Here is a 25,515-nt window from a genome sequence, read left to right as displayed (position 1 = left end):
TGCGTTTCGTTTGTATAATTCGGCGTCTTCGCTCAGGCCCACTTCGCTCAGGCCCACTTTCATGCTTAGTTTTGCGCTCGGCTTTCTCGTTTCACTGCTGATCACGCTGTTGATCGTGCGCTATGCGCATCTGCATGAAAAATTCTCCACCGATACGGATCTGGCCGGCGTGCAGAAATTCCATGTGCGCCCGGTGCCGCGCATCGGCGGCGCCGGGATTCTGGTCGGACTGATCGTGTCCGCCGTGCAGTTGCATCATGCGTATCCCGCAGTGTCGGGCGGCATTCTGGGGCTGATCGCGTGCGGCATGCCGGCGTTCGGTTCGGGATTAGTCGAGGATCTGACCAAGCGCGTCTCGCCGCTCGCGCGGCTCGTCTGCACCATGGCCGCTGCCGCCCTCGCCTATTTCCTGCTGGATATCGCTGTCACGCGTATCAGCGTGCCGCCGCTCGATTTTCTGCTCTCGTATGCGGTGATCTCGTGCGCGGTCACCGTGCTGGCCGTCGCGGCGCTCGCCAACGCGATCAATATCATCGACGGCTTCAATGGCCTCGCGTCGATGGTTGCGTTCATGATGTTCGCGTCGCTCGCCTATGTGGCATTCCAGGTGTCCGATCCGATCGTGCTGTCGGCATCGTTCATGATGATGGGCGCGGTGCTCGGCTTCTTCATCTGGAATTTTCCGGCAGGGCTGATTTTCCTCGGCGACGGTGGCGCGTATTTTATCGGCTTCATGCTCGCCGAACTGTCGATCATGCTGGTGATGCGTAATCGTGATGTGTCGGCGTGGTATCCGGTGCTGCTTTTCATGTACCCGATCTTCGAGACCTGCTTCTCGATCTATAGAAAGAAATTTATTCGTGGGATGTCGCCGGGGATTCCCGATGGCGTGCATCTGCATATGCTGGTTTATAAGCGGCTGATGCGATGGGCGGTGGGTGCGCGTACCGCTCGGGAATTGACACGGCGGAACTCTCTCACCTCGCCGTATCTGTGGTTGCTCTGTCTGATTGCGGTTGTGCCGGCGACGTTGTTCTGGCGGCATACGCTGCATCTGTTCTGTTTTGTGGTGGTGTTTGCCGTTACCTACGTTTGGCTTTATGTGAGTATTGTGCGGTTTAAGTCGCCTCGGTGGATGGTGGTTAGGAAGGGGAAGGGGAAGGGGTGAGAACAAGGGCGCCTTAGGGCCGTATTTGCCACTCTGCCGTCCCTCACCAATGGTCATGGGCTGCTGATTCAACCGTTTAACGGTGTCTCTATCGGCGGATCGGAGTCCGTACCGGTTCCTTCAATAGTCGGACCTGCAAAATTCAGTTTGCGTAGCGAGCTAAGCCACGGGGGCGGCCTGTCGGCGAACTGGAATCAACCCACCGAAAGTGGTTGTGGCGAGCAAGCGCCGACTTCAACGTGACATCGGCGAGCCAATGCAGCAACGCGAGGGTAAAAAATACGGGCCTCAGGCCCAGGCGGACGATGGCGCGCAGCAACCAGCGCAGGTTGTAGCCGGCAGCACACAGCACCGCGTGTAGCGCATCGCCGGTTTGCCCTTTGAGCCAGCAACGCCGCATGCCGTGGTCGTGCTTCACATGGCCGATGATCGGTTCGATCGCCTGCCGTCGCTTGAGCCAATGTCGCTGCGTGCGGGTCAGGGTCTTGTATTTGCCACGATGAATAAGTTGTACTGATGATACTTCGGCGTCGACGCCACGAAACCCGAGATCGACCAGCACGGTCTTCGGTTGCGGCGTACCGGGCAGATCCTGCAACAGAATGGAGCTCTGTTCGAGTTGCTCCGCCAGCGTGTGGCCGTCGTATGGGTTGCCTGGGAACGCCCGTGCGCCGACGATCAGTCCTTGTTTCTCCGTGATCGCGAGACTTACCTTGACGCCGAACTCGTAGGGCTGCCGCGCCTTGCCTTTGCCGATGCACTCAACTTCAGGCGCGTGCAGGGCGTACAACTTGTTCTTGTCCTTTGGACGTTGGCGGCAAATGCGCCATGCACGCTCGAGCCACACGCGCAGTTGTGTCTGCCGTTCGTCCGGGGCCCCGGATAGCTTGCGTTCGATGTCACGCAGTAATCGTCCCAATACTGTGCGCTGACGTTTGAGTACACGACGCAGGCGCCTGAACTGCTTCGCATGCGCATAGCCGCCCGCGCGGCGACGCAGTCGTTTGCCTTCACGCTCGTACGTTTGCTTCAGCGCCAGACCGGCGCGTTGCGCCAGTTGCACGAGTCTGGCCCGTGCCACCTCAAGCAGACGGCTGTCGGTCGGATATGCAACCGCTTTCTCCTGGACCGTCGTATCAACAATCACGCGCTCGAGTTCGGCCGGTGTCACCGCCTTCATCTCCATGGCCGCCGCAATCGTCGTCGCCAGCAGTTCCTCGACACCGGCTTCGCCCAGCGCCTGCCGAAAGCGCACCAGGTTGGTCGGGTCGCACGGCAGACGCGGCTGGAAATACTCCTCGCCGCAGAAGTACTGAAAATACACGCTTTCTGCCCAACGCTCGCACACCGAGTCGTCGCTTTCGTTGTACGCGTGTTTCAGATACAGCAGACCGACCATCAGACGGATGGACAGGCGTGGACGTCCTGCAGCGCTGACACCAGAACCTGCGAGCTTAGGCGTCACGCCGAACAGATCAACCTCTGCGGTCACCCGGCCTTCGCGAACACGGCGCTCGAACATCGGCGTCAACGTCGCTTCGATCGATGCCCATGGCATCCGGTTAGCCAGTACGGCCAGCGGGTGACGCAAATCGATCATTGCATCCAGGCGGCTGCGGAAGAAATCGGGCGTGCTCATCGGCGGCTCTCAACTCCCAGAAGATATGCCAATTCCATATTGAATCTGGGAGTTTCGCAACCCCGTGTTCGCACCCATTCCCTTACTCCGCCTGGCTTCTCGCCATTCTGCAAGACCGACTCAATACGGGTGAGCATCGCCGCTACGACGATGGTCTTCCTCGTCGGGCTGATGAGTTTCGGAGTCAGTACACGACCGCGGGAGGAACCATCCGCGCGCGGCGTATTCGATAGAGAGGACAAAATGAACATCGTGCAGATTCTGCAGCACATGTTTCCGGACGCACACCCCTTTAGCAACTGGCCGGTCAGCCAGAACGATCATCAGTGCTCCGCGAGCAACGGTGGTGAATGGCTTACCGGTCAAACCGGCGTATCCGGCCGGAACGTGATTCGCTATCGCGCTGCTGCTGCAGAGGTGGAGTGCTTTGTCCGGTGAAACACAGATCGAAGCTTTAGCGCGGGGGCCTCGATGAACCTAAACGAGAAGTCGGCGAGCGGAATCGTCACTGCGACACCGATTATGAACATCCTCACTGGGCTCATCCCTGCGACGTAGGCCACTGCTACGATCGGGAAGTGATAAATATAAAGTCCATATGAAATCTTCCCGAAATACTTAAGCACGTGTCCCGACAGCAGCGGAATCGCTTTCTCAGATCCAGAGTTCGTCATTGCATAGATAGCGCCGACTGAGAGCGCAACGGCAACGAGGCTCGACTTTTCTCCGAACTTTGACCCAATGAACGACCAGGCAACTATTCCGATGGTCGATGCAAGCGCAAGTGGCGCTCCCCTCAATGGCAGATTTTCGCGTCGCGCAACTGATAGCATAATCGCCATCGACGACCCAATCAGAATGCCTTCGTACTTCGGCACCTTCGCCTCATGCAGTTCGGCAATGACCAGCGCGAGCGCGCATGCTGCCAACAGCAGAGCCACTGGCAATCTGTGCTCTCGGCGGCGCATCACAAACGCGGCAATGAACGGCCACACGAGATAGAACTGCCACTCTGTCGCGAGTGTCCACGTATGGCTGGCGACCGGAAATGGTTGAAGGCCATTCATCCAATAGATATTGGATGTGAAGAGGAAGGCTAGAAGCGAAATCGGCCGCGCGGAGCTGACGATGCCCGGAAAACAATAATGCAGCCCCTCATACAGCACGCACATGACGAAGAACGCCGGCAGCAATCTCAGGCAGCGGTTCAGATAGAACCGAAAAATGTCCACGGTGCCGGTGGCGTCGATTTCCTCAATTAGCTTGCTCGTGATGAGGTAGCCGCTCAAGACAAAAAAGACGTCGACGCCAAGGTTACCGGCGGCCGGTTTTCCAAGTGTGTGATAAAGGAAAACAATAAGGACAGCGATGCCTCGCATGCCGTCAAGGTTGTCGTTTCTCTGCATTTTGATTCGTGTGGTGGGGCGTTTTGTTGCGTGCAGTCTACCTCAATTCCACTTAGGCATTTCCCATCGAAGCGTACGGTGCGACCCTAGTTATCTACGTTTAACGATCCGTCGTAATCTGTTGCTGCAACAGCGACAACAAAATCAAAATTGAGAGGCCCTGCCGGCATTCGGTTCGAGGCTGGTCGAAGACCTGACCAAACGGGTCTCTCCGCTCGTGCGGCTAGCCTGCACGATGGCAGCCGTCGCCCTCGCCTATTTCCTTCTTGAATATCGCCGTTACGCGTATTAGCGTGCCGCCGCTTGATTTTCTGCTGTCGCTTGCGGTGATCTCGTGCGTGGTTACCCTAATTGCAGTCGTCCTGGCGACGCTATTCCGGCGGCACACCCTGCACCCCTACTGCTTTGTTGTGGTGTTCGCTGCGACCTACGTGTGGCTCAACGTGAGCATCGTGCGGTTCAAGGTGCCTTGCCAGCTAGTGTTCAGAAAGTAAAGACAAGAAAAAGGCCCCACGTGGCCTAATGCCGTTCAGTGTTAACTGAACGGCATTACGCTCAAGAGCGCCTTTTTCAATGCGTGACAGCAACGGGGAACCCGCATCGCGAGTGAGTTCTAGGAAGCCCGCGTGACGGATGTGACACTACCGACACTACGCAAAGCCGGTGCGGTGGCCGGTTGATATTCTGGCACCCAGCGCCGCAGATCGCGACGAACTTCGTCGTCGCTTAACACGCGATGCTGCATAAGCCACGGCAGCAACTTGTCCAACAGATCATCCGACACTTCTCGCGCACGTGCGGTCCGCAATTTAGGATGCGGTGTGCGTGTCGTCGTTTCGTCGCAAGCCAGTAGCTCTTCGTAAAGCTTTTCACCAGGCCGCAGACCAGTAAACACGATCCGAATCTGCTCCTCGCTAAAGCCGTACAAGCGAATCAAGTCGCGAGCCAGGTCGACGATCTTCACCGGCTCGCCCATGTCGAGGATAAAGATCTCGCCACCATGCCCCATGCTCGACGCTTGCAGCACGAGCTGCGACGCTTCCGGGATGGTCATGAAGAAGCGCGTAATCTCGGGGTGCGTTACGGTTACGGGGCCGCCCTTCGCAATCTGCTGCTGGAACTTCGGAATGACACTGCCGGCGCTACCGAGTACGTTCCCGAACCGAACCGTCTCGAACTGTGTACGCGAGCTGGTCTGCTGCAAAGCCTGACACGCCATTTCTGCCAGACGTTTGCTCGCCCCCATGACGTTAGTTGGGTTGACTGCCTTGTCGGTCGAGATCAGCACGAAATGCTTTACATCGTGACGAATCGCCGCGCGACCCACCCGATAGGTGCCAAGCACATTATTGCGCACGGCCTGCCATGCGTTCTGTTCTTCCATTAGCGGGACGTGTTTATACGCGGCCGCATGAAATACGATATGCGGCGTGTGGCGCGACATCACCTGATCGAGCAGCAGCGAGTCCTTGGCATCGCCGATGACCGGAATTACCGACACGCCTGGAAAACGCTCGCTCAACTCTTCAGTAAGCCGATATATCGCAAATTCGGACAAGTCATAGGCAATGAGTTGAGCCGGCTGGAAGCGCAAGATCTGGCGGCACAATTCGGAGCCGATAGACCCGCCTGCGCCGGTGACCATCACTATCCTGTCATGCAGCAGTGCTTCTACATGGGGCGTATCGATGATGATCGGATCACGGCCCAGCAAATCTTCGAGGTCGATCTGTCGCACGCGCGATAGAAACGCCTGGCCTTGCGTGACGTCGGTTAGCGCAGGCAGCACGAGCGCCCGTACGCCGGCGCGAACGCATAGCGTCGCGACACGCCGCTGCACATCCACCGTGGCGGAGGGGATGGCAATGATTGCGTATTCGGTCTTCAGCGTTTCGGCCAATTGCGGCAATTCGCTTATCGAACCGAGTACTTTGTAGCCATAGATCTCGCGGCCGTGCTTGGAAACATCGTCGTCGAGCAAGCCGACGAGACGCCATTCGCTCGAACGCGACAGCTCGCGCGCGAGACTCGCGCCCGCGTTGCCGGCGCCGAGCACCACTACCGGCTTACCCTGTCCGACGAGTCCACCATACAGATAGAACTCTTTGGTCGCACGGTATAGCGCGCGCGATCCGCCCATCGCAAGAAACAGAAATAGCGGTGATACCACCAGCACCGAGCGCGGCACGATCGGCATAGGCTGGACCAGCACCGAAACAATCATGGCGACGAGCGCACCAGCGACGACTGCTTTCGATATACGTACAAGATCCGGCAAACTCGCAAAGACCCACATACCACGGTACAAGCCGAAGATGCGGAACATAACGCCGTAGGCCGGCAGGACCCAGAGGAGCGAGTGCATCGCTCCGACCCTGAAGTCTTCAGGAACCACGCCATTGAAGCGGATGATGTAGGCAATCAGCCAAGCGGCGGCGACCGCGCACAAGTCGAAAAGAAAAGCGCTGAAAGATAGCCATGTGGCCTTGTTTCTTAGCATCAGCGTCATACCTCAGTTATCGGACAGTGTTGACTGGATCGGACAGTGTTGACTGGAAACGACGCCAGCGCATATCAACCAAAGCGCCTGCTACGCAGAGGACGGCGCCCCAAACGGCCAGCGCACACGACTGAAAAATCACTGAGCGGCCAAGTGCACAAATAGCAAGCATTATGCCAGCTACCATTAGTACATACCATGTCAAAGCTGTCCTAGCATGGCCGATCCCTGAACGCACCATACGCTGATAGTAGTGCTCCCGATGGGCTTGCCAAAACTTTTCGCCGCGCAGCAGTCTGCGAGCAAGCGTCATCGACGCATCGGCGATGAACGGCGCGAACACCAGGATCGGGAACCAGACGGGCCACACTCCTCCGCGCCACCCCCAGTAACCAAGCGCCCCAGCAAGAAAACCCAGCGAGATTGAGCCAGCGTCCCCGAGAAAAATGCGTGCTGGGTGAAAATTAAACAACAAGAAGCCTAACGCGGCACCTGAGATCACCGTCGCTGACCACGCCAATTCCGGCAAGGGATGGTCACTAAAGAGCGCACCGGCCGCGTAACCGGCGAAGCCGAACAGCGCCATACCGCCTGCCAGACCGTCCGCGCCGTCCATGAAGTTGTAAAGGTTAACCAACCATAGCATCAAAAATGCAAGAATTACCAAGATCCACCAGGGGGCATTGGCGGGAAAAAGTACAACCAATCCGACCACGGCGATTAGATGCGCTGCGAACCTGACACGCGCAGGCAATCCGCGCCGGTCGTCGATTTGCGAAATCGCCGCAAGGAACACGGTGCCGAGAGCGGCATACCAGAGGCTCGGCGCCAGCATCAAGGTCGCCGCCGCAGCGACCGGCACGATGCCCCAGCCGCCCACTCGCGGCGTCGGCCGGACGTGTAGCGAACGGTCGTTCGGGACATCGGTTGCCAGACGCCATGCGAGGCCAGTTTTCAGCAATGTGAAGAGAATAGTCGCACACAGGCACGCGGAGACGACGGCCACGATCAATACGATCGTCCATGGGGAAATCTGGAGCGCTTGAATATCCATAGCGGGTTTCAGTGTGTCACCCGATACCACTCGGCCGTGGCGGCGAGTCCGTTCTCGGATGAAATGGGCGCAAGCCAGCCGAGCACTTCGCGAATATGCGTCGTGTCGACGCGCATGCTGCCCGTCAGGCGGTCGATCTGTGCCGTACGGCCAGTCAGATTGCCAGCAAGGCGCAGCAAGCCTAGCGGAACCGGCAGCAGGCGCGCGGGCTTGTTCATATGGCGCGCAAGCGTCCGGACGACGTCGGCAACGGTCGGGTCGGTCGCATCGGCTATATGGAAGCATTGGCCTGCGGCGCGCGGATCGGTCGCGCAATGCGCCAATGCGTCCGCCAGATTGCCGACGTAGACCATGCTGCGCCGAGCGTCGATCGCGCCGAGTGGCAGCGGTGTGCCGCGCCAGACGGCGTCTAGCAGGCGCAGAAAGTTAGCTCGCACTTGCGGGCCATATACCAACGGCGGGCGGGCTATGACGATCTCGAGGCCTGTTTGCTGGCCGAAACGCGTCAACGCCTGTTCCGCAGCGAGTTTCGAGCGGCCATAGGCGTCCTCGGGATGCGGCGGATCAGTTTCTCGGAGCGGCCGCCCATGGTCGCCTTCGGCGGTTGCCTTAATGCTGCTCACGAAGACGAAGCGCTTTGCACCGTGCTCACGGGCCGCGGCGGCCATTCGCAACGCTCCGTCGACGTTCGTCGCACGGAAGGCGGCGTCCGGATTGGCCGCTTTGTCGTTCATGATGTGGACACGGGCCGCTAGATGGACGACGCAGTCCGGTTGCAGATGCTCTGGCCAGGCGCCGGTTAGCTTGTCGAAATCCGTGTCACTGTGAACCCACTCATGTACGCCGTCGACACAACCGCCCTGCTGACGCACCAAGCCTGTTACCGTGTGGCCAGCGTCCACCAGCACGCGCCCTAGCGCGCGCCCGACAAAACCGTTGGCCCCGCTCAGCAACATGTGACTCATAGCCACTTCCAGCCGAAGCGGTTGAAGAACCGATACGCCGAGGTAACGAACATGCGGATATGCGCGGAGCCCTTGCGCGCCGCGCCGCCGCCGTGATGCAGCACGCGCACGGACGGCAGGTATGCGATGCGCGTCACGTCGTGGGTGCGCAGGCTCAGATCGTAATCCTCGAAATATAAAAAGTAGCGCGGATCGAAGCCCGCCAGCCGTTTAAGCACTTTCGTGCGAAAAAGCATGAAACAACCGCTCACGATGGGCGGATCCCAAACGACGTCGCGCTCGTTGATCACGTCGTGCATCTCGTAGCGCGCGAGGCGCCCTGCGAAAAACCGTCGTGCACGCGCCGGCAGAAAGCCGCGGACGAACAGGTCGAGCAGCGTCGGATAGCGGCGGCACAGGTACTGAATACGCCCGGTCTCATCCCCGATACGGGGGGTAAGCAAACCGACGTCAGGATGGCTTTCGAAAAAGTCGACCGCCCGCGTCAGCGCATCCCGATCCAGATCGATGTCCGGGTTCAGAACGAGGTGATAGCGGCTCGCTGCGTGCGCGATCGCGAGATTGTGGCCGCAGCCATAGCCGACGTTGCCCTGCCCCGTAATGACAGAACACCTCGCGCCGCGCGACTCGAGGTCAGCAAACGCCGTTGTCATATCGGGTAAGCCGCCGTTGTCGACCATACATACGTCGAGTTTGACAGCGGGATGGGCCTGCCTAAGGGCATCGTAAGAGCCTGTAAGGCTGCTCAACGTCTGCGCTAGTTGTTTCAGGTCGGGGCGATAGACGACCATCGATACCGATAAGCCTTCGTCCTCGTCACCCAGCTCACGTGTAGTATTCATGTCGCATCAAGAGCGTGTCTTTTGACCGACACTTTTTAGGTCAGGGACTATTCAACGGCGCAATTTTGCTCAAAATTCTTGCGCCGGGCAACCGACTTTTCCTTTTGTTACGCCCAGAAACAACAAGAATTGACCTGAGCGTCGCATTTACGACCGATGTCAACATTGGCATACGACCGAATTGCGGATGCGAATAGCCTAAGAAAACGATAATTGATTTAACCAGTACGAATGGCCTGCGACGGTGGGTCCATTCCTAATATGGAACCAGAACAAATGTAAGCGCCGGCGCATCCTATCTTGAATCTGGCAAACCCGAGTGTGAATGAATTGCTTTCGTGAGGATGGAGCAATGCGATGGAAGGCGAGAACATTAAGGCTGCAACAGCGATGGGCACGCGAAGCCGGTTTATCGGCGCGGTGCGCTCTTCGATGTGTCCTTGGCGTGCACGATGTATGAACAGATCGGCCTGTTGATCTATCGACTTGATCGGGACAAATCGTATGTTCGGTCGCGTAACGGCCTCGCAGATCGCCGCTGCGTCATAGGGCGTCGTTCTTCCAGCGTTTACCAGACATTCAGTACGGCGCGACGAACTTGGATGCCACGAGGCGAACCGTATACCCCAACTTCTGAAACTCTCGCGCCCAATGGTGCGCACCTGAGCAGGCTTCCAGCAGCTTGGCCCGTCGGACTTCCGACGTAGTAATTCGGGCCTGCCCGTCTGACCAACATGATGCAGAGCAAACACGTTCTTGGCCAGATCAATTCCCAGAGTTACGATTGCCATAGACTTCCCCTGTCGAGTGAGCTGATGGTGCGTGAAGACCCTATCGTGGCACCTTGATGCCGTTGCACGCACGGGCGTCTGATTCGGGACGGGGAAGTCCCTTTCATTCGTAGGTCCCCGGCCCGGAATGCCACCCCACGCGACAAACGCGTGGTGGCGCGTGGAACAGCATCTCGTGAGTCAGGAGCAAATAGGCGCGCAGGAAGAGCGCTCGGCCGTGGCTGAGCTTGAACTACGCGACCTGCAGCTCGGTGCACTCGCCATTGATGACAGCCCAATCCTCGCCCCAGTCGAATTGAAACGCTTCACCAAAGGCAAAGGCGAGGGACACAAAGGTACCGCGACCGGCGGTTCTGGCGCGTTCTTGCTGTTCCTGTCGCCAGCGACGCGCGAACGCGGCGACAAGGTCGCAGGAGCCGGTGAAGCCCAGCGCGCAGAGGTCAGCGTGAATCTGCTTCAGGGTTCTGCGCGGCTTGCGCGGGCGGCTAGGACGCGGAATCTTTCGTTATAATCAGTAACCTGATAACAAGGTGCCATGGCCAACTGACATGACGGCAAACATGCAATTCCACGAAACCTCCCCGAAGGATCAAGTCGCTCCAAACGAGCCCCCGAATTCGGACTTGGATTGCGAGCTTTTTCCTTCACGCGGCCAGACTGTAGGCGCAGAGGGACGCGGGGAAAGTCACGCCAAGGCACGTCACGTAAGCACCAAGACGACAGCGCTCGTCAAATCGCACCCGGCTTACATTTGTTCACGCGACGGGTGAAGCGACGAGACACTCACTGCACCGCGACAAACGCACAAGACCGTCCGCCGTGCCAGCCTGGTCGATCCGAAAATTTTTCGGCACGGTCGTACGCCCGGCTTTACCGATAAAAATTTCGCGATCAATCAAAATTACCCATAACAACCGTCCGACGTACAGTTGAACCCATCGCTTCGCGAGGTACGCAATGTGCAGGTAGGTGCATTGAATGCTCAGCTAAGTCGGTGGGACGTCGAATGAGGAAACCTCGTCATGCAAATCAATGTCACAAAGCCGTTTCTCCCGCCACTTGCTGAATACCAAACTTATCTTGACGGCATCTGGCGTCGCGAGTGGCTGACCAATCACGGCCCCCTTTCAAGCGAACTCGAGTTACGGTTGAAAGAGTATTTGTCGCTCGACTACCTTTTGTACGTAACCAACGGCACCATCGCGCTGCAACTCGGCATCAAGGCACTTGGCTTGAGCGGTGAGATCATTACGACGCCGTTCAGCTATGTCGCGACGACCTCTACGATCGTGTGGGAGAACTGCACGCCGGCAATGGTCGACATTTCGCCGGACTCGCTCAATATCGATCCGGAAAAGATCGAGCAGGCCATCACCGACAAAACGTCGGCGATCATGGCGACCCACGTATTCGGCAATCCCTGCGAAATCGACAAGATCGACGCGATCGCCAAAAAGCACGGCCTAAAGGTGATCTACGATGCGGCTCACGCATTCGGCACCAAGTATCGCGGTAAGTCGGCATTCCAATACGGCGATCTGTCGGCAACCAGTTTCCACGCGACGAAGCTCTTTCACACGATTGAAGGCGGCGCCGTGATCTGCCAGACGCCCGAACTGCTTAAACGCGTGGCAGAGATGCGCAACTTCGGCCATCTCTCGCCTACTGAATTTGGTCTGGTTGGCATCAACGGCAAGAATTCCGAAGCTCACGCCGCGATGGGGCTCTGCAACCTTAAATATATCAACGAGATTCTGGCGAAACGTCGTGAATTGCATCGGCGCTACAAGGAGCGACTGGTCGGACTGCCCGTGCGCTTCCAGTCGATCGAGCCCGACTGCGAATACAACCACGCCTACTTCCCGGTGATCTTCGAAAGCGAAGAGATGTTGTTGCACGTCGTTGCAACGCTGAATCTCAACAGCATCAATCCGCGCCGCTATTTCTATCCGTCGCTATCGGAACTGGACTACGTCCGTCAGGCAGAAAGAACTCCGATATCGAACGATATAAGCAGGCGTGTGCTCTGCCTGCCGCTCCACTTCGGTTTGGCCGACGAGGAAAAAAAAAAAATATTGAACAGAAACGTTGCCGGGCAAAGTACGAAGCGATGCTCGTCGTTAAAGTGGACAATATCGAAGTGAATGAAATGAAATGAAAGGAAAGGAAATGTCCGGAATGCCGCATACGGTACCTGGTGGCTTTCGTCCATGTGTTGCGCGGAGGGAGCCTGTGACAAGTCTTCTACGAGCAGCGAGCGTCGCAGAAGCATCGAAAACATCTGCAGCACGCGGCCAACCTGAGCACATACCAAAATGCTGAGAGTCAACGTTCTGCTCGTCACATACAATCACGAGCGCTTTGTTCAGCAAGCACTGGACAGCATCCTGATGCAGCAGTTTGACGGTGAGATCGACATCATCGTCGCCGACGACAAATCGACGGATGCGACCGTAGCCGTGATTAGCACCTACCAGGAAATCGACCCGCGCGTGTCGATTTCCTACTTGAAAGGGGCGAAAAATCTTGGCATCACTCGCAATTACCAGCGAGGCTTTGCCGCATGTACCGCCGACTATGTCGCGGTGCTTGAGGGCGACGATTACTGGACGGATCCCTGCAAGCTTGCCAAACAGGTCCGCTTCCTGGAGAGTCATCGCGAGTGTGTGATGTGCAGTGCAAACTATATTGTTTTTGAAGAAGGTCCGAAGCAATTTACACCGCGCGTTCCTGAATTGGAGGGATGGAACTACCTGACCAGTCGATCGCTTATCAGCGACAACGTGATCGGCAATTTTTCGACATGCCTCTATCGCCTTGAGTCACTTAGACTTTTGCCGCCTTCGCTCTTTACGATCAAAGCCTACGATTGGGCAATGCACATTACGCTGGGCCAATTCGGCCTGATCGGCTTTCTGAAAGAGCCGATGTCGGTCTATCGTGTTCATCCCAAAGGCTCTTGGAGTATTCTAACCTATCAGCAAAAGCTTGCGGAACAACTCGCATTGCTGCCGCAATATGATCGCGCTACCAATGGCACATTTCATGCGGAGTTCAACGAGCTGGCGCGGCATTTGATAAGTGCTGGCGCCATCAGCACAACCACTTTTCGCACGCACACATTTGAAAGACGTCTGCTGATCAAGATGCTCAAATTTGTTGTGAGCGCATGCCCGCCGTTTATCGTCGGACTTGCAAAACTCACCATTCCGCCGGTACTGGTCGGCAGGCTACAAAACATTATCAGGCGTTAAAAATGCATCCCAAAGTATCAGTCATCATGGCCACTTACAACCACGGTCCATTCGTGGCGCAGGCCATCAAAAGTGTTCTTTCGCAGGACTTCACGGATTTCGAGTTCATCATCTCGGATGACGGCTCCACTGACGATACCCGCAACGCAGTCGCGTCGATCGACGATCCACGCATCCAGTTTTTTCCGAACACGATAAATCGTGGCGCATGTGTGGTCACCAATGAGTTGATCAGCAAGTGCAAGGGCACTTATATCGCGCTACTCAATTCTGATGACCGTTGGTTGGAGGGCAAACTGTCCCGGCAGGTGGAGTTCCTCGATACGCATCCGGAAATCGGCGCGGTTTTCGGGCGTGCGCGTTTCATCGATAAGGACGGCGCGCCGATTGCGCCCTCCGATCTGGCGTTTGGCACAGTTTTCGATCAGGCAAACCGATCACGCGGCGAATGGCTTCGGCGCTTTTTCGATGAGGGCAATTGCCTGTGTCATCCGACCATCATGGTTCGGCGGTCAGTGTATGAACACATCGGCGAATTCAATAACCGCTATCGTCAGTTGCCTGACATGGATATGTGGATCCGCCTCGTAAAGCACTACGATATACATGTGACGGATTCGTGCGAAATCGAATTCCGCATCATGCCCGGCGAGAACGCGAGCTCACAAAATAAATTGAATGCTATTCGCACCATTAATGAACATTATTTGATTGCGCAATCGTTCTTTTCGGATATGAATTCAGAGCTTTTAAAGGAAGGTTTCCACGATCGGCTTCAGCGCAAGCATGTTCCGTCCGAAGAGCATTTGGAAATTGAAAAGGCACTCCTGTTCCGCGGCGAGTTTCCCGGACTGACAAAGACTTATGCCCTCGTAGGTCTTGAGAAACTGTACATACTTCTCTGTAACGACACGACTCGCGAGATCCTTCTCAAGGACTACCATATTAGCGACGGCGTCTTTCACGTTTGGTCCTCGAACATCGATACCTTGCGTCCGGACTGGCCGGCCGACAATGCCTCGGCTGACCACTTTCCACATCTCGAAGAAAAACTCGGGCGGGATTTGGCACCCGACCCCAGCCATGTTTCGATGACCACCACGGCCAGCCTTGTCAAGGAAGTCGCTCGACGTGTCAAAGGAAAGTTGCGCGAAAGCATTCGGGGCTGACGCGCCCGACCAGACGCTGCGGACGCTGGACGCAGCGCTTGTGGCTAAAAGACACGTGCGGACCGCGCCGCCTCCTTAGGGCGCGACAAACAAGAAACGGAGATAGCATGAATCGCTATGCAATTTATGGTTGCGGTGGACACGGACGGGAAATACTTCCGATCGTCCGGGATATCTTGCGTGACAGACAGGATAATGACGCGGTCGTCTTTGTCTCGGACGTCGCCGAAGAAGTCGGCACTGTGGTCAACGGCGTCAAGGTGATTGCCTTTGACAAATTGATATCAGCTGGACATCGCGACCGGAAAGTCATTTTGTCGCTTGGCACCTCGGCTGGCCGAAGGAAGCTTGCGGAAAGATGTGAGGCAGAGCACCTTCAGTTCGAATCGGTCGCTGCGGCAAGTCACAAGCGTTTTGATAATGTGACGGTCGGCGAAGGCGCCGTGTTTTCCGAGTTCACGATGTCTACAGCGAACGTCCGAATTGGGCGCCACTTTCAATGCAACATGTATAGCTATGTTGCACATGACTGCGTGATCGGCGACTTCGTTACTTTTGCACCTCGGGTCAATTGCAACGGACGCATTGTCATCGAGGATGATGTATACATCGGATCGGGCGCTGTGCTGCGACACGGCAACTCCGACCGTCCATTAAGGATTGGACGCGGCGCCGTCGTCGGGATGGGCGCAATCGTTACCAAAGACGTCAAGCCCTTCACGACGGTGGTGGGCAACCCCGCTCGACCCATGGTTAAGTCCTAATTGCTTTGTGTGCATGAGCGACCTGAACGGCCGTTCATGCCGCAAGGTATTTTCCGAGTAGATCAAGGCGTGGCTTCATCTGGCGTTCGAAAGAATATTCCCTCAGGACAGCCTGCCTGCCCGCTTCACCAAGATCGCGAAGCGCCTGCCGATCACCGAGGTACCGGCGAAGCGTCGCCGCAATTGCCTCGGCATCTCTATCGATAAGCGTCATCTCGCCAGCCGAAAATATCGGCGTGCCGTCCAGATGACGATTCATGCGCTGGAAATCGGTGACGAACATCGCTGCGGCTTGCAGGCCTGCCTCCATCACACACGTTGTCGGAAAGCCGTCGAAAACTTTCGGCACTGAGGGATCAAGGGCCGACAGTTCGATGTTTGGCGAAAGAATCGCGTCCATCTTTTGATAAAAGCCCTCAAAAAAACTGGCTGGGCGCGTGCCGTAGAAAGTGATATTGCGTGCAGGTCCGATATCGATGATGGTCTCATCGAAACCACCGACGACATGAAAGTTGATATCCGGCGAATTGGCAAAGATCTTCACGACATGTGCGAACACGTCGTAGCCCTTCTCCGCGCCAATTGGGGAATAACGCTGGGCAACGAAGCAGATATTCAGCGCTCCCTCGTTGACGGGCTTAACATCTTTGGGGCGTTTCTCGGCGAAGATGGCAGGAACAATTCCACCGAAGAGATGCAAAATTCTTTCAGAATCACAAAATCCGCCATCGAGAAGATAGCGATAAGAAACGATTTGCGTGGTGATGATTTTCTTTACGCGGTCGTTCTCGCACAGCCTCCTTAGAGACAAATCCGACTTGGGGTTGTCTGGAGCAAAACCGCCACCCGGATATAGTGTAAAAGCCAGATGCTCGGCGGAAGGCAATCCTATCTGTGTGAAAAAGAAGTCTGCCTGGTTGAGGAAGACCGTATAACCCACTTTGGCAGTTGCGAGCGCTTGAGAGTCGAACCGACGCACGCGTTCAGGCACGATTCCTTTTTCATCGAATAGCGCGCGGCGAAGTTCGATAAATTCCTTCGATTCGCCAAGGCGGGAGATGCCTTCATCGGGCCGTACGCACGCGCTGCTGGAATCGAAGCTTTCAAGGTAAGTCGTCAGTTCGCCATATCGGAAAGATGAGAACTGCGACGGGTACGAATTGTCGAGCAGCAACAGATTAGCGTCTAAATTGGGCTTCGCATTTGCGCGTTGTGCTTCGTCGATTCTACGAAGCGCCAAAGAACACCACTCCTGCACATTCGCTTCCAAAACCCCATCAGACGGAAGCGAACGCAGAGTTTTTTCAGCCTCTAGCAATTCGCCGCTTTGATAAAACGCGAGACCGTTCAAGGCATGAAGCAGTTTCGACGACGGGTAAAGCACACGAATGCGCTCTATCAATCGCAGGACATCCCGAATGCCTGCAAGCAGTTCGCCGCGAAGCCATCGCTCGAACATGTTGAAGGCCGCGACTTCGAAAGTAACCCTAAGTTCGTCATCGACCGGCGGCGCACCAAAGATCGAGAAAAATGAATCGGTTGCGCTCTCGACGTTCGAAAAATCGGTCGATCTTAGCAAATGCATGATCTCGAGTTGTCGAGCCATGCGGTTCGTTGGACAGACTCTCAATGCTTCGCTAACGCGATCGAAATCTATAGACTGCGGCGACATCGGATAGCGCCCTTCCTTCCAGCCCCACTCCGTGTAATGCGTCAACGGGTCGGCTCCGACATCGCCGACATCGGGATAGCGGGAAAGGTAGAAATCCGCGTCAAGCAGCGCACGGCAAGATAGCACATGGGAATTGGTCAACGAGGCAGTGCCGGCGTCATTCGTAACGCCGAGTTCACTACCGATGGTCGAGCGACCCGATTCAGAAGGGGGAAATTTTGATTGGTGATTTTGCATACCAAAGTCGCGATCTGCGGGAAGTCGATCAGTATGCTCGGCGGTTTGGTTTTCATCTCACGGGCAAACCTGCGCATCGGCGCGTACGGCCCGCGCACCAATGACCGAGTGACTATTTCCGGCAAGATCCACAGGTTTTTTGCCGCCGTTCCACAGCACAGTTGGCATGTTATCAAGCTTTGTAAAAATTTGTCGAACCGGGTGCGGCAAAATACACCGTTTCGCGGACTGCCGTCGAATTTGGTGACCTTGCCCCTGTCCGACGAATCCCATAACCGACGGAGTTATGCGGTCTCGCCTTGTTGGGCTGTCAGCCAGTTCTTCTCGAACGTCATGGGGCTGGTGTAGTCGAGTATCGAGCGTAACCGCGCGCATTGTAAAAGCCCAGCCAGTTAATCACCTCTATCCATTGCGGCACGCCGCGCGGCGAAGTGTCGTCCATGCACGCGCGCTACCTTCAGCGAACCCCACAAACTGTCCGTCGGCGCGTTGACGCTCCTATGTCAAAGGACAGGCGTCGAATCGGCCAGATCGGCCAAGATGAGCGGGTACAGTTCCCGGACGATATAGCGCTTCAGGTAGCGATGGATTTCCTTGTTCGACATGCCTTCCTTTGTCCGACGATCCACATATGCACGGGCACGCGGATCGCTGCGCATCCGAACCACGGCAATGGTCCATAAGGCGTTGTTTGCAGACCGATCACCGCCCCTATTCAAACGATGCCAGACCGTCTTGCCGGACGATGTCAAACGCACCGTTGTCGTCGCGGTGCAGCTTTGCATCGCTCTCGGCAGCCTGGAGTTGCGCAAGCACGCTACGCGCCCGACTCATCGCTGCCGTCCACACACCGATATCCCGCTGATCGGTGTACAGACATTGCTGGTCCGCTTCTTCGAGCGCGAGCATTGCGTGGTTGAAGTCCATGGTCATTCCGGTATCCAGTTTTGCGTGATGACGTCGGACGCGCCCCATGGCAGTCACCGGGAATGCGTCGACGCCCAGTTCGGTATCGTGCGCGGCAGCGACGCGCGCTGACGTGTAGGCCCGTCCGATCGAGCGCGAGAGCCGGTCGACGGCTTACGGTTTTTTTCGAGAATCTGGACCGCGATGTCCTCTCTTAGGCTTGATGCGTCCTTCTTCGCATCGTCCGATAACGAGAAACCATAATGTCAGCAATCTTTCCCGGAGGGAAGGTTGCCATCGCCTTCTCGCGCCCACGCGATGCGATGCTTCGGAGGTCTATCTCACCGTGGATACAGTCTTCGAGAAGCGCCGCGAGAGCCTCGTGACTTCCGTAGCTAAGCATCTCGTAACCATCAAGAAAGTTGGTCTCGAGGATTTCATTCGGCGCAGCGATGACTACAGCCCCCGCACTTAGTGCTGAAAGCGCGCGCTCGTGAAAGCCGCTATGATGTGGTAGAGGGCAAATTACAGATTTGGCCGACGCCATCATTTTAATCAGATCTGGAAATGACTGATCTCTGACAAACTTCAAGTTTGTGTCTGTGTACACCTCTCTCACATCACGATCCGCAATTACAGTGACCGGTAAATGTTGAATACAGCGTACCAATCTATCACGGCGTTCGAACTTGACGTAATCGACAATTGACGTAACCAGGAAGCGAACATCGGGATCATGCCAATTCACCGGCATTTGTAGCTCTTGAAAAGCCTTCAAGGTATGGACCAAGGGATCGACATTGAGATCGTCCGACGCCCGTTCAGTCACCGCTTCAAAGATCTCTTTGAAAATGCGGCCTTTATATCCGGATGGTTTCGCGTAACGGTCTTTGGTCCATGATGCACTTGACAGGCCAACAGGCAACAAAACATCGATCGGGCGGTCATCAAATGGCACGTTCATGCCACTAAGAGTAGTGGGAAACGTAATACTTGGCACAAAATGGACATTTTCCACGCCAAGCATACGCGCTAAGTGCCCATACGCGTAATCTGTGATGAGAAGGTGTCGGAAGCTTCCTTTTGAGCTCACCTGATGTGCCATGGTTTCATGCACAGGGCAATCGTGCATCAGGTCAAAAAGCGGCTTGTCATGGCATGCGAAGGTTGACTTCAAGTCGCCCGGAGACAAGAAAACCATTAGCTCCGAGCCAAAGCCGTTGAAGCAAATAAAAAATAGGCAAGCTGGGTCTCTTAATGCTTCACCAACCTGTCGCACATCGCGAACATAGTCAAGGCAACGCACTTCGACGCCGTGAGATATCAACCCTGGGGCTAGCTCGTCAGCGAACGTCGAATTATGCCTATGGCGATCGGTATCAAGGCGAGTCAATATCACCACGTAGCCGCGTTCGTGGCCGTCCGTGTCAGATCTATCGCGGAGCGATGGCTCGATATTCTTCATTGCGAATCTCTAGTGCGATGGCGCATGCGCGCAACCATGGTACGCATTCGCATCAAGTAACGCGAACGTAGCAACCGAAGCAGCAACCGTTCGGCACGACCGAACGTCACCTGCTCAACCGGTCCATGCGAAGCCAACTCGATAGATTGAGACGCAATGACCGCTCTCGCGGTCTCGATCTCTCCGGCTCCCGCAGCAAGATTTAAGTATTCATTTTCCAGAGTTCGGTATCCATGCTCGATGTTTCGATATCCGTCCTCTAGATTCCGGTACCCACTCTCCAGATTCAGGTAATCAGCCTCCAGTCCGCGATACTCTCCCTCCAGATGCTGATACCCTTTTTGCAGCTTGAGATATTCCTTCTGTAGGTTGATGTATTCTTTGTGGAGGCTGTCGTATTGTCGCGCATTTTCCCTATATTCGGCATGCAGGGAAAGATCCATCGAACTCATTCGCGCCGATGGACGAACAATCAAAGCGTGATACTTCAGGAGTTCGCGTGTCGCGACCCGAGTTCGGTCCCATAACTGTTGATTTGTATCGAAGACCTCGATGAATTTCAACCAGTTCGCTCGTGCAATACTATAGAGCCTGTCGGTATCTCGAAGGACGGTCGTCAACCTTTCGATGGTTTTCCGCGTATCCAAATCAACGAGCATTACGTCAACATTGTCTTTGAATGCGACGTTCATGTTCAGCGGATCACTAATGCAATTGACCACTCCCCTGAACCCTGCCTCCATGCAGGCTCCAGTGGGGAATCCGTCGAACGCACCGGCACCTTCTGCCGAAGGCCGGTTGACCGAAACGATGATGTCCATCTGCGGATAGAAGTCCCGAAAGAAACTGCTCGGCTTTTTGCCATGGAATTTGATTCTTTCGGCAACATCTCCCAATGGGATCTGGTCGGGCGTGTAGTCGCCTACGACATGAAAACGGACGTCGGCGAATTCATTTGCCAGCGCTTTTGCAATCGCGACAAACTGGTCATACCCCTTCTTTTTTACGTCGTCGCCATAGCGGTGAGCCACGAAGCAGATATCAAGGGTTCGCTTGTCTCGTCCGTAAAGCTTCTTGTCGCGGGAAAAATCGAAGCCGGTGTCCGTGTCATAGACGCCGCCGTATATAAACTCAATCTTTCGCGGATCGCATCCGATGCGATTAAGAAGATAGTCACGAGAAAGGTTCTGGGTAACGATCACCTTCCTGCACAGTTCTGACCGAAGAAGGGTCCGCAGGCGCGAATCGCTTTCCTTGCTATCAATCTCGAATTGCCCTCCGGGATATAACTGAAGGATGAAGGGTATCTTCCGATCGACCAGGTAAGGGTAGATTTGCCACGCATTGGCAAGAAATGTTATGTACGCCAGTTTCGGGACAATCGAAGGGAATGCCGAGAAGGGCCGGATCTTACGCTTTACCGCTTCGGGAAGGCCGCTATTAGCGAGTTGTTCTGCAAAACCGAGATTGGAGTATGCGCCGTGCCAACCCTCGGTAGATAGCAACAGCGATGACTCAAAATGTTCAAGATAATGCGAATATTCGAGACTGCGAAATGGTGAAAAATCGCACGGTAACATCTCATCAATAATCAAAAGATCGCAATACTCAGCTTTATCTGTCTCGGATGTGAGTTCGCTTCCGCGGTTAAATAGGGCGTGACCATCGGCTGCGTTCATGGACGACTCGGGGGTTGTCTCGAAAAGTTGCGCAAGTAGATTCGACTAGCGGCTGCCGGCGCATCTGATTTTCGTAATAAAAAGAGTGCGGTGGCCGCGCTCGTTCGCGATCTAAGCTCAGGGCGCATTCTACATCAAAGTAACACTTGGTAAGGTTGTTACGACTACTCACGTGCTCACTGAAGTAAAAATTGAATCGTCGAATGGCTGCGTGAACGAGACATGAGCTAGGTGTAAGCACACGCATCGCGACGTCAGCTTGGATAGAGACACGGTGGGACGTGCCCGCTTGCGCTGCTTGACGAGCGTCGTCCCGAGAACGAAGCTGGCTAAGTGAGAGCGCCTATCCGAACGCAGCTAATCCTCAATCCCCAGAAGCTGTTGAACGCTATCAGCGTTTCATTGTCAATCCGCTCCAAAGCCCGCCCAACATCCCTCGTAGTGCTTGTAAGCGTTGCGGATGAAACAATACTATGAATACGGCAAGCTGCAGCAAACGAATCAAGTCTACTCTTTTCCATGCCCAACACGGATAGTCGCGACGTTGCAACAGCACGCTATTGCGGAATATATAGTAGTACCGAAACGGCTTGTGAATGGGCACCTCACGCCAACGCCCGAGCCATACGCGCCGGCGAATTTCGCCCAAAGAATGTGTCATGATCGCTTCGCAATGTCCCCACGTAAGATAACCCTTGGCGCGCGCCCTCAGCACCCACTCCGTATCCACTTGGTCAATAAATAGCGCCTCGTCCATTCCGCCAATCGCGTCCAACGTGTCGATTCGAATCAGCGACCCTGATGAAATCAGAAAATCCACCTGTACGTATTTCTGGCCTTGCGGACAAGTAACTCTCTCTATGCGCAGCCTCCCAAACTTGACATGGTCCGACAGTCGTCCACTATCACTGTCTCGAAATCTTGGACCGACGGCTGCTACTTTGTTTCCGCTTCGTTCCAGCGATTCATGCGCCGAACGTAAGCTAACCACCATCTGAGGATCCGGCACACTGTCCTGGTCCATGAGCAATACTAATTCGCCTCCGTAATTTCGCGCCCAGCAAATGCCGGCATTGTGTGCCGCGGCGATACCCAAGTTCCGGTGTAATGGAAGAAAATGTAGGCGTGAGTCGTTCAAAGCAGTGAGTAAGCCACGCACGTCGCGCCGCGAACCGTTGTCCACCACCACGACACTGTCCGTTTGCGAAGCGATCGCTGCAAGCACCCCCGCCAGATGTGCGAGATTCGGCTCATAACTCACGACAATAGCCACTACGCCCGCATTGTTGGGTCTCACGGATTCAAAGGTCATATCGTCACTTTCACTAAAGCCAGTCACCTTTGAGAGCGTAAGGCCATTGTTTGCCTGCAAATGAAAAGTGCGGAACGTCGCCATAACTGCTCGAAAAGATCAGGTACACGCTTGAGGTATCTAGAGTCCGCGTTATGCGACCCCCAACGCCTTGAGAATCACTTCCCTTTGGTTGAACCAACCGTACTTTGAACGAGCATCTTCGCGTGCGTTTTCGATCAGGGTTGGCCACCTCGCACTGTTTTCAATTGCCTCTTCGATCACCGAAAGCCACTCCTGTGCTTGCGCAAGATATCCATTTTCGCCGTCCCGAATCGCGCCCGCATAAGTATAAGAAGGAGAAGCCACGCTTATCGCACCTACTACCGCCGCTTCGAAATACTTGAGCTCGGACTTGCAGTTCGTAAATGCATTCGACTGCAACGGCATCAGATTGAACTCAACGTTACTAATAACTCGCTGCAGATTCACGTAGTCGTGAAAAGGCTGGCGCTTGACCCGGTCGCCAAATTTGCTGAGCGTCGCGCCGGCTTCGATATAACCAACGACCATCAGCTCAATCCGAGGATTGTTCGCTAATAACGCCTCCAGTGCCGGCATAATTATCGCATAGTCCAACTTATGCGACGGTGAACCACTGAAGTAGCCAAGATGGATTTTGTCGTCGCGGGCGAACCCCGAGGCCTGCTTGCGCTTAAAGAGGGCATCCGAATAGTTCAATTGCTCCTTGTTCATGAAGTTCGGGATAACAACGACTGGCAAGCCGGAAAACGTTGCAATCTTCTCAGCCAGGTAGTGGTTTGTTGTAATAGCTCCATCGCACATTTTCAACGCGGTGCCTAGGCGGCTAATATACGAGAACCAATAATCCCAGCGTGCTGGATCACCGACATCTTCATCAAGCGTGTTCATAATCAGGTGCGCATAGCTCGAATCGAACACAAAGTCGTCAATGTCAAACAGTATGCGCTTTCCTCGCAGCCTGAATTTCATCATAAGCTGATTGAGACGATGACAATATCGCGATCTGCAAATCACCAGCACGTCGGCAAGATCGACAACCTCATCGATCCGAGCCCAGTCTTGAAGAAAGAAAAAACTGGCCGAAACATCCCCGCTTTTGTCGTCGTTAAGCACCTGCGCCATGTTGTATGCGCGGTATCGAAACGTACTGTTATTCGGTGCCTCGTAGAAATAGGCGACCCGCCGCCTGCCGCTGGCAAGCAGCTTCATCCGCTCGTGTAACGAAAGATTCCAAGGATCCGAATAGGTTACGGGGGGAATATCAACTTTGAACATTATATTTCTTCGGATATATTCTGGATAATCCCACCGAATGCCTGCTGCCAATCAACGGCAAGTCCATTGGCGCGATAGTTTTGCTCTCGCTGTCGAAGATCCGACGCCAAAGTTACTGCCGATCGAAGCGCATCAACCAATGCATCACGCTCGAGATCCGCGCAAATCAGGTTAGGCGAGTATCCGGACAAATCTTTCTTGTTACCGAAGCGGTTGGTCACTACGACCGCCCCGCTCGCTGCCAAATCCAGAGGCGGATAACTCGGATGCGGCGTGCTCATCAGGCTAAGACCCACATCGATCGTACCCGCGAGCTCCGCGTACTCGGACCACGTAAGATTCTCGAATTTTTCGGGAGCATATCCGCCATCGAAAACCACAGCTGGTATGTCTTTTCCAACCAGACAAATCTCCCACTCCGCAAGATCCAGCACTTCCTGAGCGATGGCTTGTTCGATAACCTTTATTCCAAGATAAAAAAGGTTACGCGCATTGCCCGGCCTCGCATAAAAGAAAAATCGCTTCTTTCCTGCCGACGCCTTCTCCCGCGGGTGAAAAACGGCCTTAGGAAAAGCTGGCTCGAACCATGTGCCTTTAACGGCAATATTACTGAGCCCATCGCCAGTCAAATGATCGAACAAGAGTTTCGTATTGATCAAAAAACGAATATCGTCGTTACGCAATACCTCTTCGCATTTGACGCGGTCGTCTCCGAACGGGTAAAACATACGCTCGTCTTCCTGCAAGAGATAGATGATCGACTCTCGCGGCACGCTAGGCAGCGTGGCCGCAGTCGTCCACCAGGAAGTTGTCACGAAGACATCGCCCTCTTTGACGTCGAGTTCGTATTTCTTATCGAAGAAAGCAGCAAACTTGAATTGCACCTCGTGTTGCAGCTTGATTCCATAAAGCGAAAGGATGTGATCGATATTTTCGGGTTGCGCGCGTTGTGTTCGGGTGATGATTCGAAGTTGCGCGCCCAGTTTGTTCGCGAGGAGCGCCGAAAAGATCAGCGCCGTTCCCACGCCACCAAACAGGCTACCGCTCCCAACACTATCTGTCACGATGCTGACGCGCCGGACATCCGACGCAGGAATCGTATACGTCTGCAAAGGCGCCAGAGACTCGAATCGCGCGCGATACAACTGAGTTGCGGTCTTTTGGGATGTCTTTGCGTCGGCCATCGAGTCGGAGGACGCGCGAAGCCTAGTGGCCAACTTTCTATAGACAAGCTGCTGCAGCGCAGAAGTCCCATGGGTTTTCCAGTAGCAGTAGACCCGATATGCTCGATCAATCATTGGGAATCCTCGTTGCGCTGTTCAAACAGCATTGACCATATTATTTGCCCGACCTTCAATCGAACTCGACGTCAAAAAATCGACAACCCCGCACT

The 25,515-nt window shown here is 55.1% G+C and carries 19 protein-coding genes and 5 pseudogenes; 7 read left to right on the top strand and 17 right to left on the bottom strand.

All coding sequences use genetic code 11. From position 1 onward, the window contains the following. Positions 1–61 precede the first annotated feature (61 nt). The gene (locus GNZ12_RS13875) at positions 62–1,168 is read left to right on the top strand and encodes an MraY family glycosyltransferase (protein ID WP_172310858.1); all 1,107 of its coding nucleotides are present in this window, start codon (positions 62–64) and stop codon (positions 1,166–1,168) included. 142 nt (positions 1,169–1,310) lie between these two features. On the opposite strand, the gene GNZ12_RS13870 is transcribed toward GNZ12_RS13875, so the two are convergent. Continuing rightward, a complete protein-coding gene (locus tag GNZ12_RS13870) occupies positions 1,311–2,807 on the bottom strand; it encodes an IS5 family transposase (protein WP_235993567.1) in 1,497 nt (498 codons plus the stop codon). 395 nt (positions 2,808–3,202) lie between these two features. Then, positions 3,203–4,213, bottom strand: a complete 1,011-nt coding sequence (locus GNZ12_RS13865; RefSeq protein ID WP_172310857.1) for an acyltransferase family protein — start codon at positions 4,211–4,213, stop codon at positions 3,203–3,205. A 160-nt stretch (positions 4,214–4,373) separates the two neighbouring features. Between GNZ12_RS13865 and GNZ12_RS45520 the strand changes: the two are divergent. Then, positions 4,374–4,572, top strand: a pseudogene (locus GNZ12_RS45520) (glycosyl transferase); the annotation flags it as partial. Positions 4,573–4,826: 254 nt separating this feature from the next. On the opposite strand, the gene GNZ12_RS13855 reads toward GNZ12_RS45520, so the two are convergent. The 6 genes and pseudogenes from GNZ12_RS13855 to GNZ12_RS44335 form a co-directional block, all read right to left on the bottom strand. Next, complete coding sequence (locus GNZ12_RS13855; protein ID WP_172310880.1) at positions 4,827–6,713, bottom strand: polysaccharide biosynthesis protein; 1,887 nt, start codon at positions 6,711–6,713, stop codon at positions 4,827–4,829. A 16-nt stretch (positions 6,714–6,729) separates the two neighbouring features. Beyond that, complete coding sequence (locus GNZ12_RS13850; RefSeq protein ID WP_172310856.1) at positions 6,730–7,767, bottom strand: MraY family glycosyltransferase; 1,038 nt, start codon at positions 7,765–7,767, stop codon at positions 6,730–6,732. Between the two features lie 8 nt (positions 7,768–7,775). Next, positions 7,776–8,732, bottom strand: a complete 957-nt coding sequence (locus GNZ12_RS13845; protein ID WP_172310855.1) for a UDP-glucose 4-epimerase family protein — start codon at positions 8,730–8,732, stop codon at positions 7,776–7,778. Next, the gene (locus GNZ12_RS13840) at positions 8,729–9,574 is read right to left on the bottom strand and encodes a glycosyltransferase family 2 protein (RefSeq protein WP_172310854.1); all 846 of its coding nucleotides are present in this window, start codon (positions 9,572–9,574) and stop codon (positions 8,729–8,731) included. Before GNZ12_RS13840 ends, GNZ12_RS13845 begins: the two co-directional genes overlap by 4 nt. A 398-nt stretch (positions 9,575–9,972) precedes the next feature. Then, a pseudogene (locus tag GNZ12_RS13835) lies at positions 9,973–10,365 on the bottom strand (IS110 family transposase); the annotation flags it as partial. A 114-nt stretch (positions 10,366–10,479) separates the two neighbouring features. Continuing rightward, positions 10,480–10,852 (bottom strand): annotated as a pseudogene (locus GNZ12_RS44335) (IS21 family transposase); the annotation flags it as partial. Positions 10,853–11,387: 535 nt separating this feature from the next. Between GNZ12_RS44335 and GNZ12_RS13825 the strand changes: the two are divergent. The 4 genes from GNZ12_RS13825 to GNZ12_RS13810 all read left to right on the top strand — a co-directional run bounded on the left by GNZ12_RS13825 (position 11,388) and on the right by GNZ12_RS13810 (position 15,552). Further along, positions 11,388–12,509 (top strand): DegT/DnrJ/EryC1/StrS family aminotransferase, encoded by a 1,122-nt coding sequence (locus GNZ12_RS13825; protein ID WP_172310852.1) that lies wholly within the window; start codon positions 11,388–11,390, stop codon positions 12,507–12,509. Between the two features lie 171 nt (positions 12,510–12,680). Further along, on the top strand, positions 12,681–13,619 hold the full coding sequence (locus tag GNZ12_RS13820; protein WP_235993723.1) for a glycosyltransferase: 939 nt from the start codon (positions 12,681–12,683) through the stop codon (positions 13,617–13,619). A gap of 2 nt (positions 13,620–13,621) precedes the next feature. Beyond that, entirely contained in the window at positions 13,622–14,788 is a 1,167-nt protein-coding gene (locus GNZ12_RS13815; RefSeq protein ID WP_172310851.1) for a glycosyltransferase, read from the top strand. A 107-nt stretch (positions 14,789–14,895) separates the two neighbouring features. After that, positions 14,896–15,552: an acetyltransferase gene (locus GNZ12_RS13810; protein ID WP_172310850.1), complete on the top strand. Its 657-nt coding sequence runs from the start codon at positions 14,896–14,898 to the stop codon at positions 15,550–15,552. A 34-nt stretch (positions 15,553–15,586) separates the two neighbouring features. Here GNZ12_RS13810 and GNZ12_RS13805 read toward each other — a convergent pair whose 3' ends face one another. Next, positions 15,587–17,461, bottom strand: a complete 1,875-nt coding sequence (locus tag GNZ12_RS13805) for a glycosyltransferase family 4 protein (protein ID WP_172310849.1) — start codon at positions 17,459–17,461, stop codon at positions 15,587–15,589. Between GNZ12_RS13805 and GNZ12_RS13800 the strand changes: the two genes are divergently transcribed. Then, positions 17,447–17,809, top strand: a complete 363-nt coding sequence (locus GNZ12_RS13800) for a hypothetical protein (RefSeq protein ID WP_172310848.1) — start codon at positions 17,447–17,449, stop codon at positions 17,807–17,809. The genes GNZ12_RS13805 and GNZ12_RS13800 overlap by 15 nt on opposite strands. Here GNZ12_RS13800 and GNZ12_RS13795 read toward each other — a convergent pair. From GNZ12_RS13795 to GNZ12_RS13760, 8 genes and pseudogenes are all read right to left on the bottom strand, one after another. Then, a pseudogene (locus GNZ12_RS13795) lies at positions 17,746–17,952 on the bottom strand (IS3 family transposase); the annotation flags it as partial. The gene GNZ12_RS13800 and the pseudogene GNZ12_RS13795 overlap by 64 nt on opposite strands. Positions 17,953–17,964: 12 nt before the next feature. Further along, positions 17,965–18,207 (bottom strand): annotated as a pseudogene (locus GNZ12_RS13790) (transposase); the annotation flags it as partial. Continuing rightward, positions 18,173–18,394: a hypothetical protein gene (locus GNZ12_RS13785; RefSeq protein WP_172310847.1), complete on the bottom strand. Its 222-nt coding sequence runs from the start codon at positions 18,392–18,394 to the stop codon at positions 18,173–18,175. The pseudogene GNZ12_RS13790 and the gene GNZ12_RS13785, both read right to left, overlap by 35 nt. 187 nt (positions 18,395–18,581) lie before the next feature. Then, positions 18,582–19,832, bottom strand: a complete 1,251-nt coding sequence (locus GNZ12_RS13780; protein ID WP_172310846.1) for a glycosyltransferase — start codon at positions 19,830–19,832, stop codon at positions 18,582–18,584. Next, on the bottom strand, positions 19,829–21,511 hold the full coding sequence (locus GNZ12_RS13775) for a glycosyltransferase family protein (protein WP_172310845.1): 1,683 nt from the start codon (positions 21,509–21,511) through the stop codon (positions 19,829–19,831). Before GNZ12_RS13775 ends, GNZ12_RS13780 begins: the two co-directional genes overlap by 4 nt. Positions 21,512–21,902: 391 nt before the next feature. Beyond that, a complete protein-coding gene (locus GNZ12_RS13770; protein WP_235993722.1) occupies positions 21,903–22,907 on the bottom strand; it encodes a glycosyltransferase family 2 protein in 1,005 nt (334 codons plus the stop codon). A 48-nt stretch (positions 22,908–22,955) separates the two neighbouring features. Continuing rightward, complete coding sequence (locus tag GNZ12_RS13765; protein WP_172310844.1) at positions 22,956–24,122, bottom strand: glycosyltransferase; 1,167 nt, start codon at positions 24,120–24,122, stop codon at positions 22,956–22,958. Next, on the bottom strand, positions 24,122–25,420 hold the full coding sequence (locus GNZ12_RS13760) for a rhamnosyltransferase WsaF family glycosyltransferase (RefSeq protein WP_172310843.1): 1,299 nt from the start codon (positions 25,418–25,420) through the stop codon (positions 24,122–24,124). The genes GNZ12_RS13765 and GNZ12_RS13760 overlap by 1 nt, the downstream gene beginning before the upstream one ends. Between the last annotated feature and the right edge of the window lie 95 nt (positions 25,421–25,515).

It is taken from the genome of Paraburkholderia solitsugae (assembly GCF_013177695.1).
Classification (GTDB): Bacteria; Pseudomonadota; Gammaproteobacteria; order Burkholderiales; family Burkholderiaceae; genus Paraburkholderia; species Paraburkholderia solitsugae.
The sequence above is the reverse complement of the archived record's forward strand: the minus strand, read 5'-3'. Positions and strand labels throughout refer to the sequence as shown.

Coding starts and splice junctions, on each gene's coding strand:
- GNZ12_RS13875 (WP_172310858.1), top strand. CDS start 62: ATGCTTAGTTTTGCGCTCGGCTTTCTCGTTTCACTGCTGATCACGCTG.
- GNZ12_RS13870 (WP_235993567.1), bottom strand. CDS start 2,807: ATGAGCACGCCCGATTTCTTCCGCAGCCGCCTGGATGCAATGATCGAT.
- GNZ12_RS13865 (WP_172310857.1), bottom strand. CDS start 4,213: ATGCAGAGAAACGACAACCTTGACGGCATGCGAGGCATCGCTGTCCTT.
- GNZ12_RS13855 (WP_172310880.1), bottom strand. CDS start 6,713: ATGCTAAGAAACAAGGCCACATGGCTATCTTTCAGCGCTTTTCTTTTC.
- GNZ12_RS13850 (WP_172310856.1), bottom strand. CDS start 7,767: ATGGATATTCAAGCGCTCCAGATTTCCCCATGGACGATCGTATTGATC.
- GNZ12_RS13845 (WP_172310855.1), bottom strand. CDS start 8,732: ATGAGTCACATGTTGCTGAGCGGGGCCAACGGTTTTGTCGGGCGCGCG.
- GNZ12_RS13840 (WP_172310854.1), bottom strand. CDS start 9,574: ATGAATACTACACGTGAGCTGGGTGACGAGGACGAAGGCTTATCGGTA.
- GNZ12_RS13825 (WP_172310852.1), top strand. CDS start 11,388: ATGCAAATCAATGTCACAAAGCCGTTTCTCCCGCCACTTGCTGAATAC.
- GNZ12_RS13820 (WP_235993723.1), top strand. CDS start 12,681: ATGCTGAGAGTCAACGTTCTGCTCGTCACATACAATCACGAGCGCTTT.
- GNZ12_RS13815 (WP_172310851.1), top strand. CDS start 13,622: ATGCATCCCAAAGTATCAGTCATCATGGCCACTTACAACCACGGTCCA.
- GNZ12_RS13810 (WP_172310850.1), top strand. CDS start 14,896: ATGAATCGCTATGCAATTTATGGTTGCGGTGGACACGGACGGGAAATA.
- GNZ12_RS13805 (WP_172310849.1), bottom strand. CDS start 17,461: ATGCAAAATCACCAATCAAAATTTCCCCCTTCTGAATCGGGTCGCTCG.
- GNZ12_RS13785 (WP_172310847.1), bottom strand. CDS start 18,394: ATGACCATGGACTTCAACCACGCAATGCTCGCGCTCGAAGAAGCGGAC.
- GNZ12_RS13780 (WP_172310846.1), bottom strand. CDS start 19,832: ATGAAGAATATCGAGCCATCGCTCCGCGATAGATCTGACACGGACGGC.
- GNZ12_RS13775 (WP_172310845.1), bottom strand. CDS start 21,511: ATGAACGCAGCCGATGGTCACGCCCTATTTAACCGCGGAAGCGAACTC.
- GNZ12_RS13770 (WP_235993722.1), bottom strand. CDS start 22,907: ATGGCGACGTTCCGCACTTTTCATTTGCAGGCAAACAATGGCCTTACG.
- GNZ12_RS13765 (WP_172310844.1), bottom strand. CDS start 24,122: ATGTTCAAAGTTGATATTCCCCCCGTAACCTATTCGGATCCTTGGAAT.
- GNZ12_RS13760 (WP_172310843.1), bottom strand. CDS start 25,420: ATGATTGATCGAGCATATCGGGTCTACTGCTACTGGAAAACCCATGGG.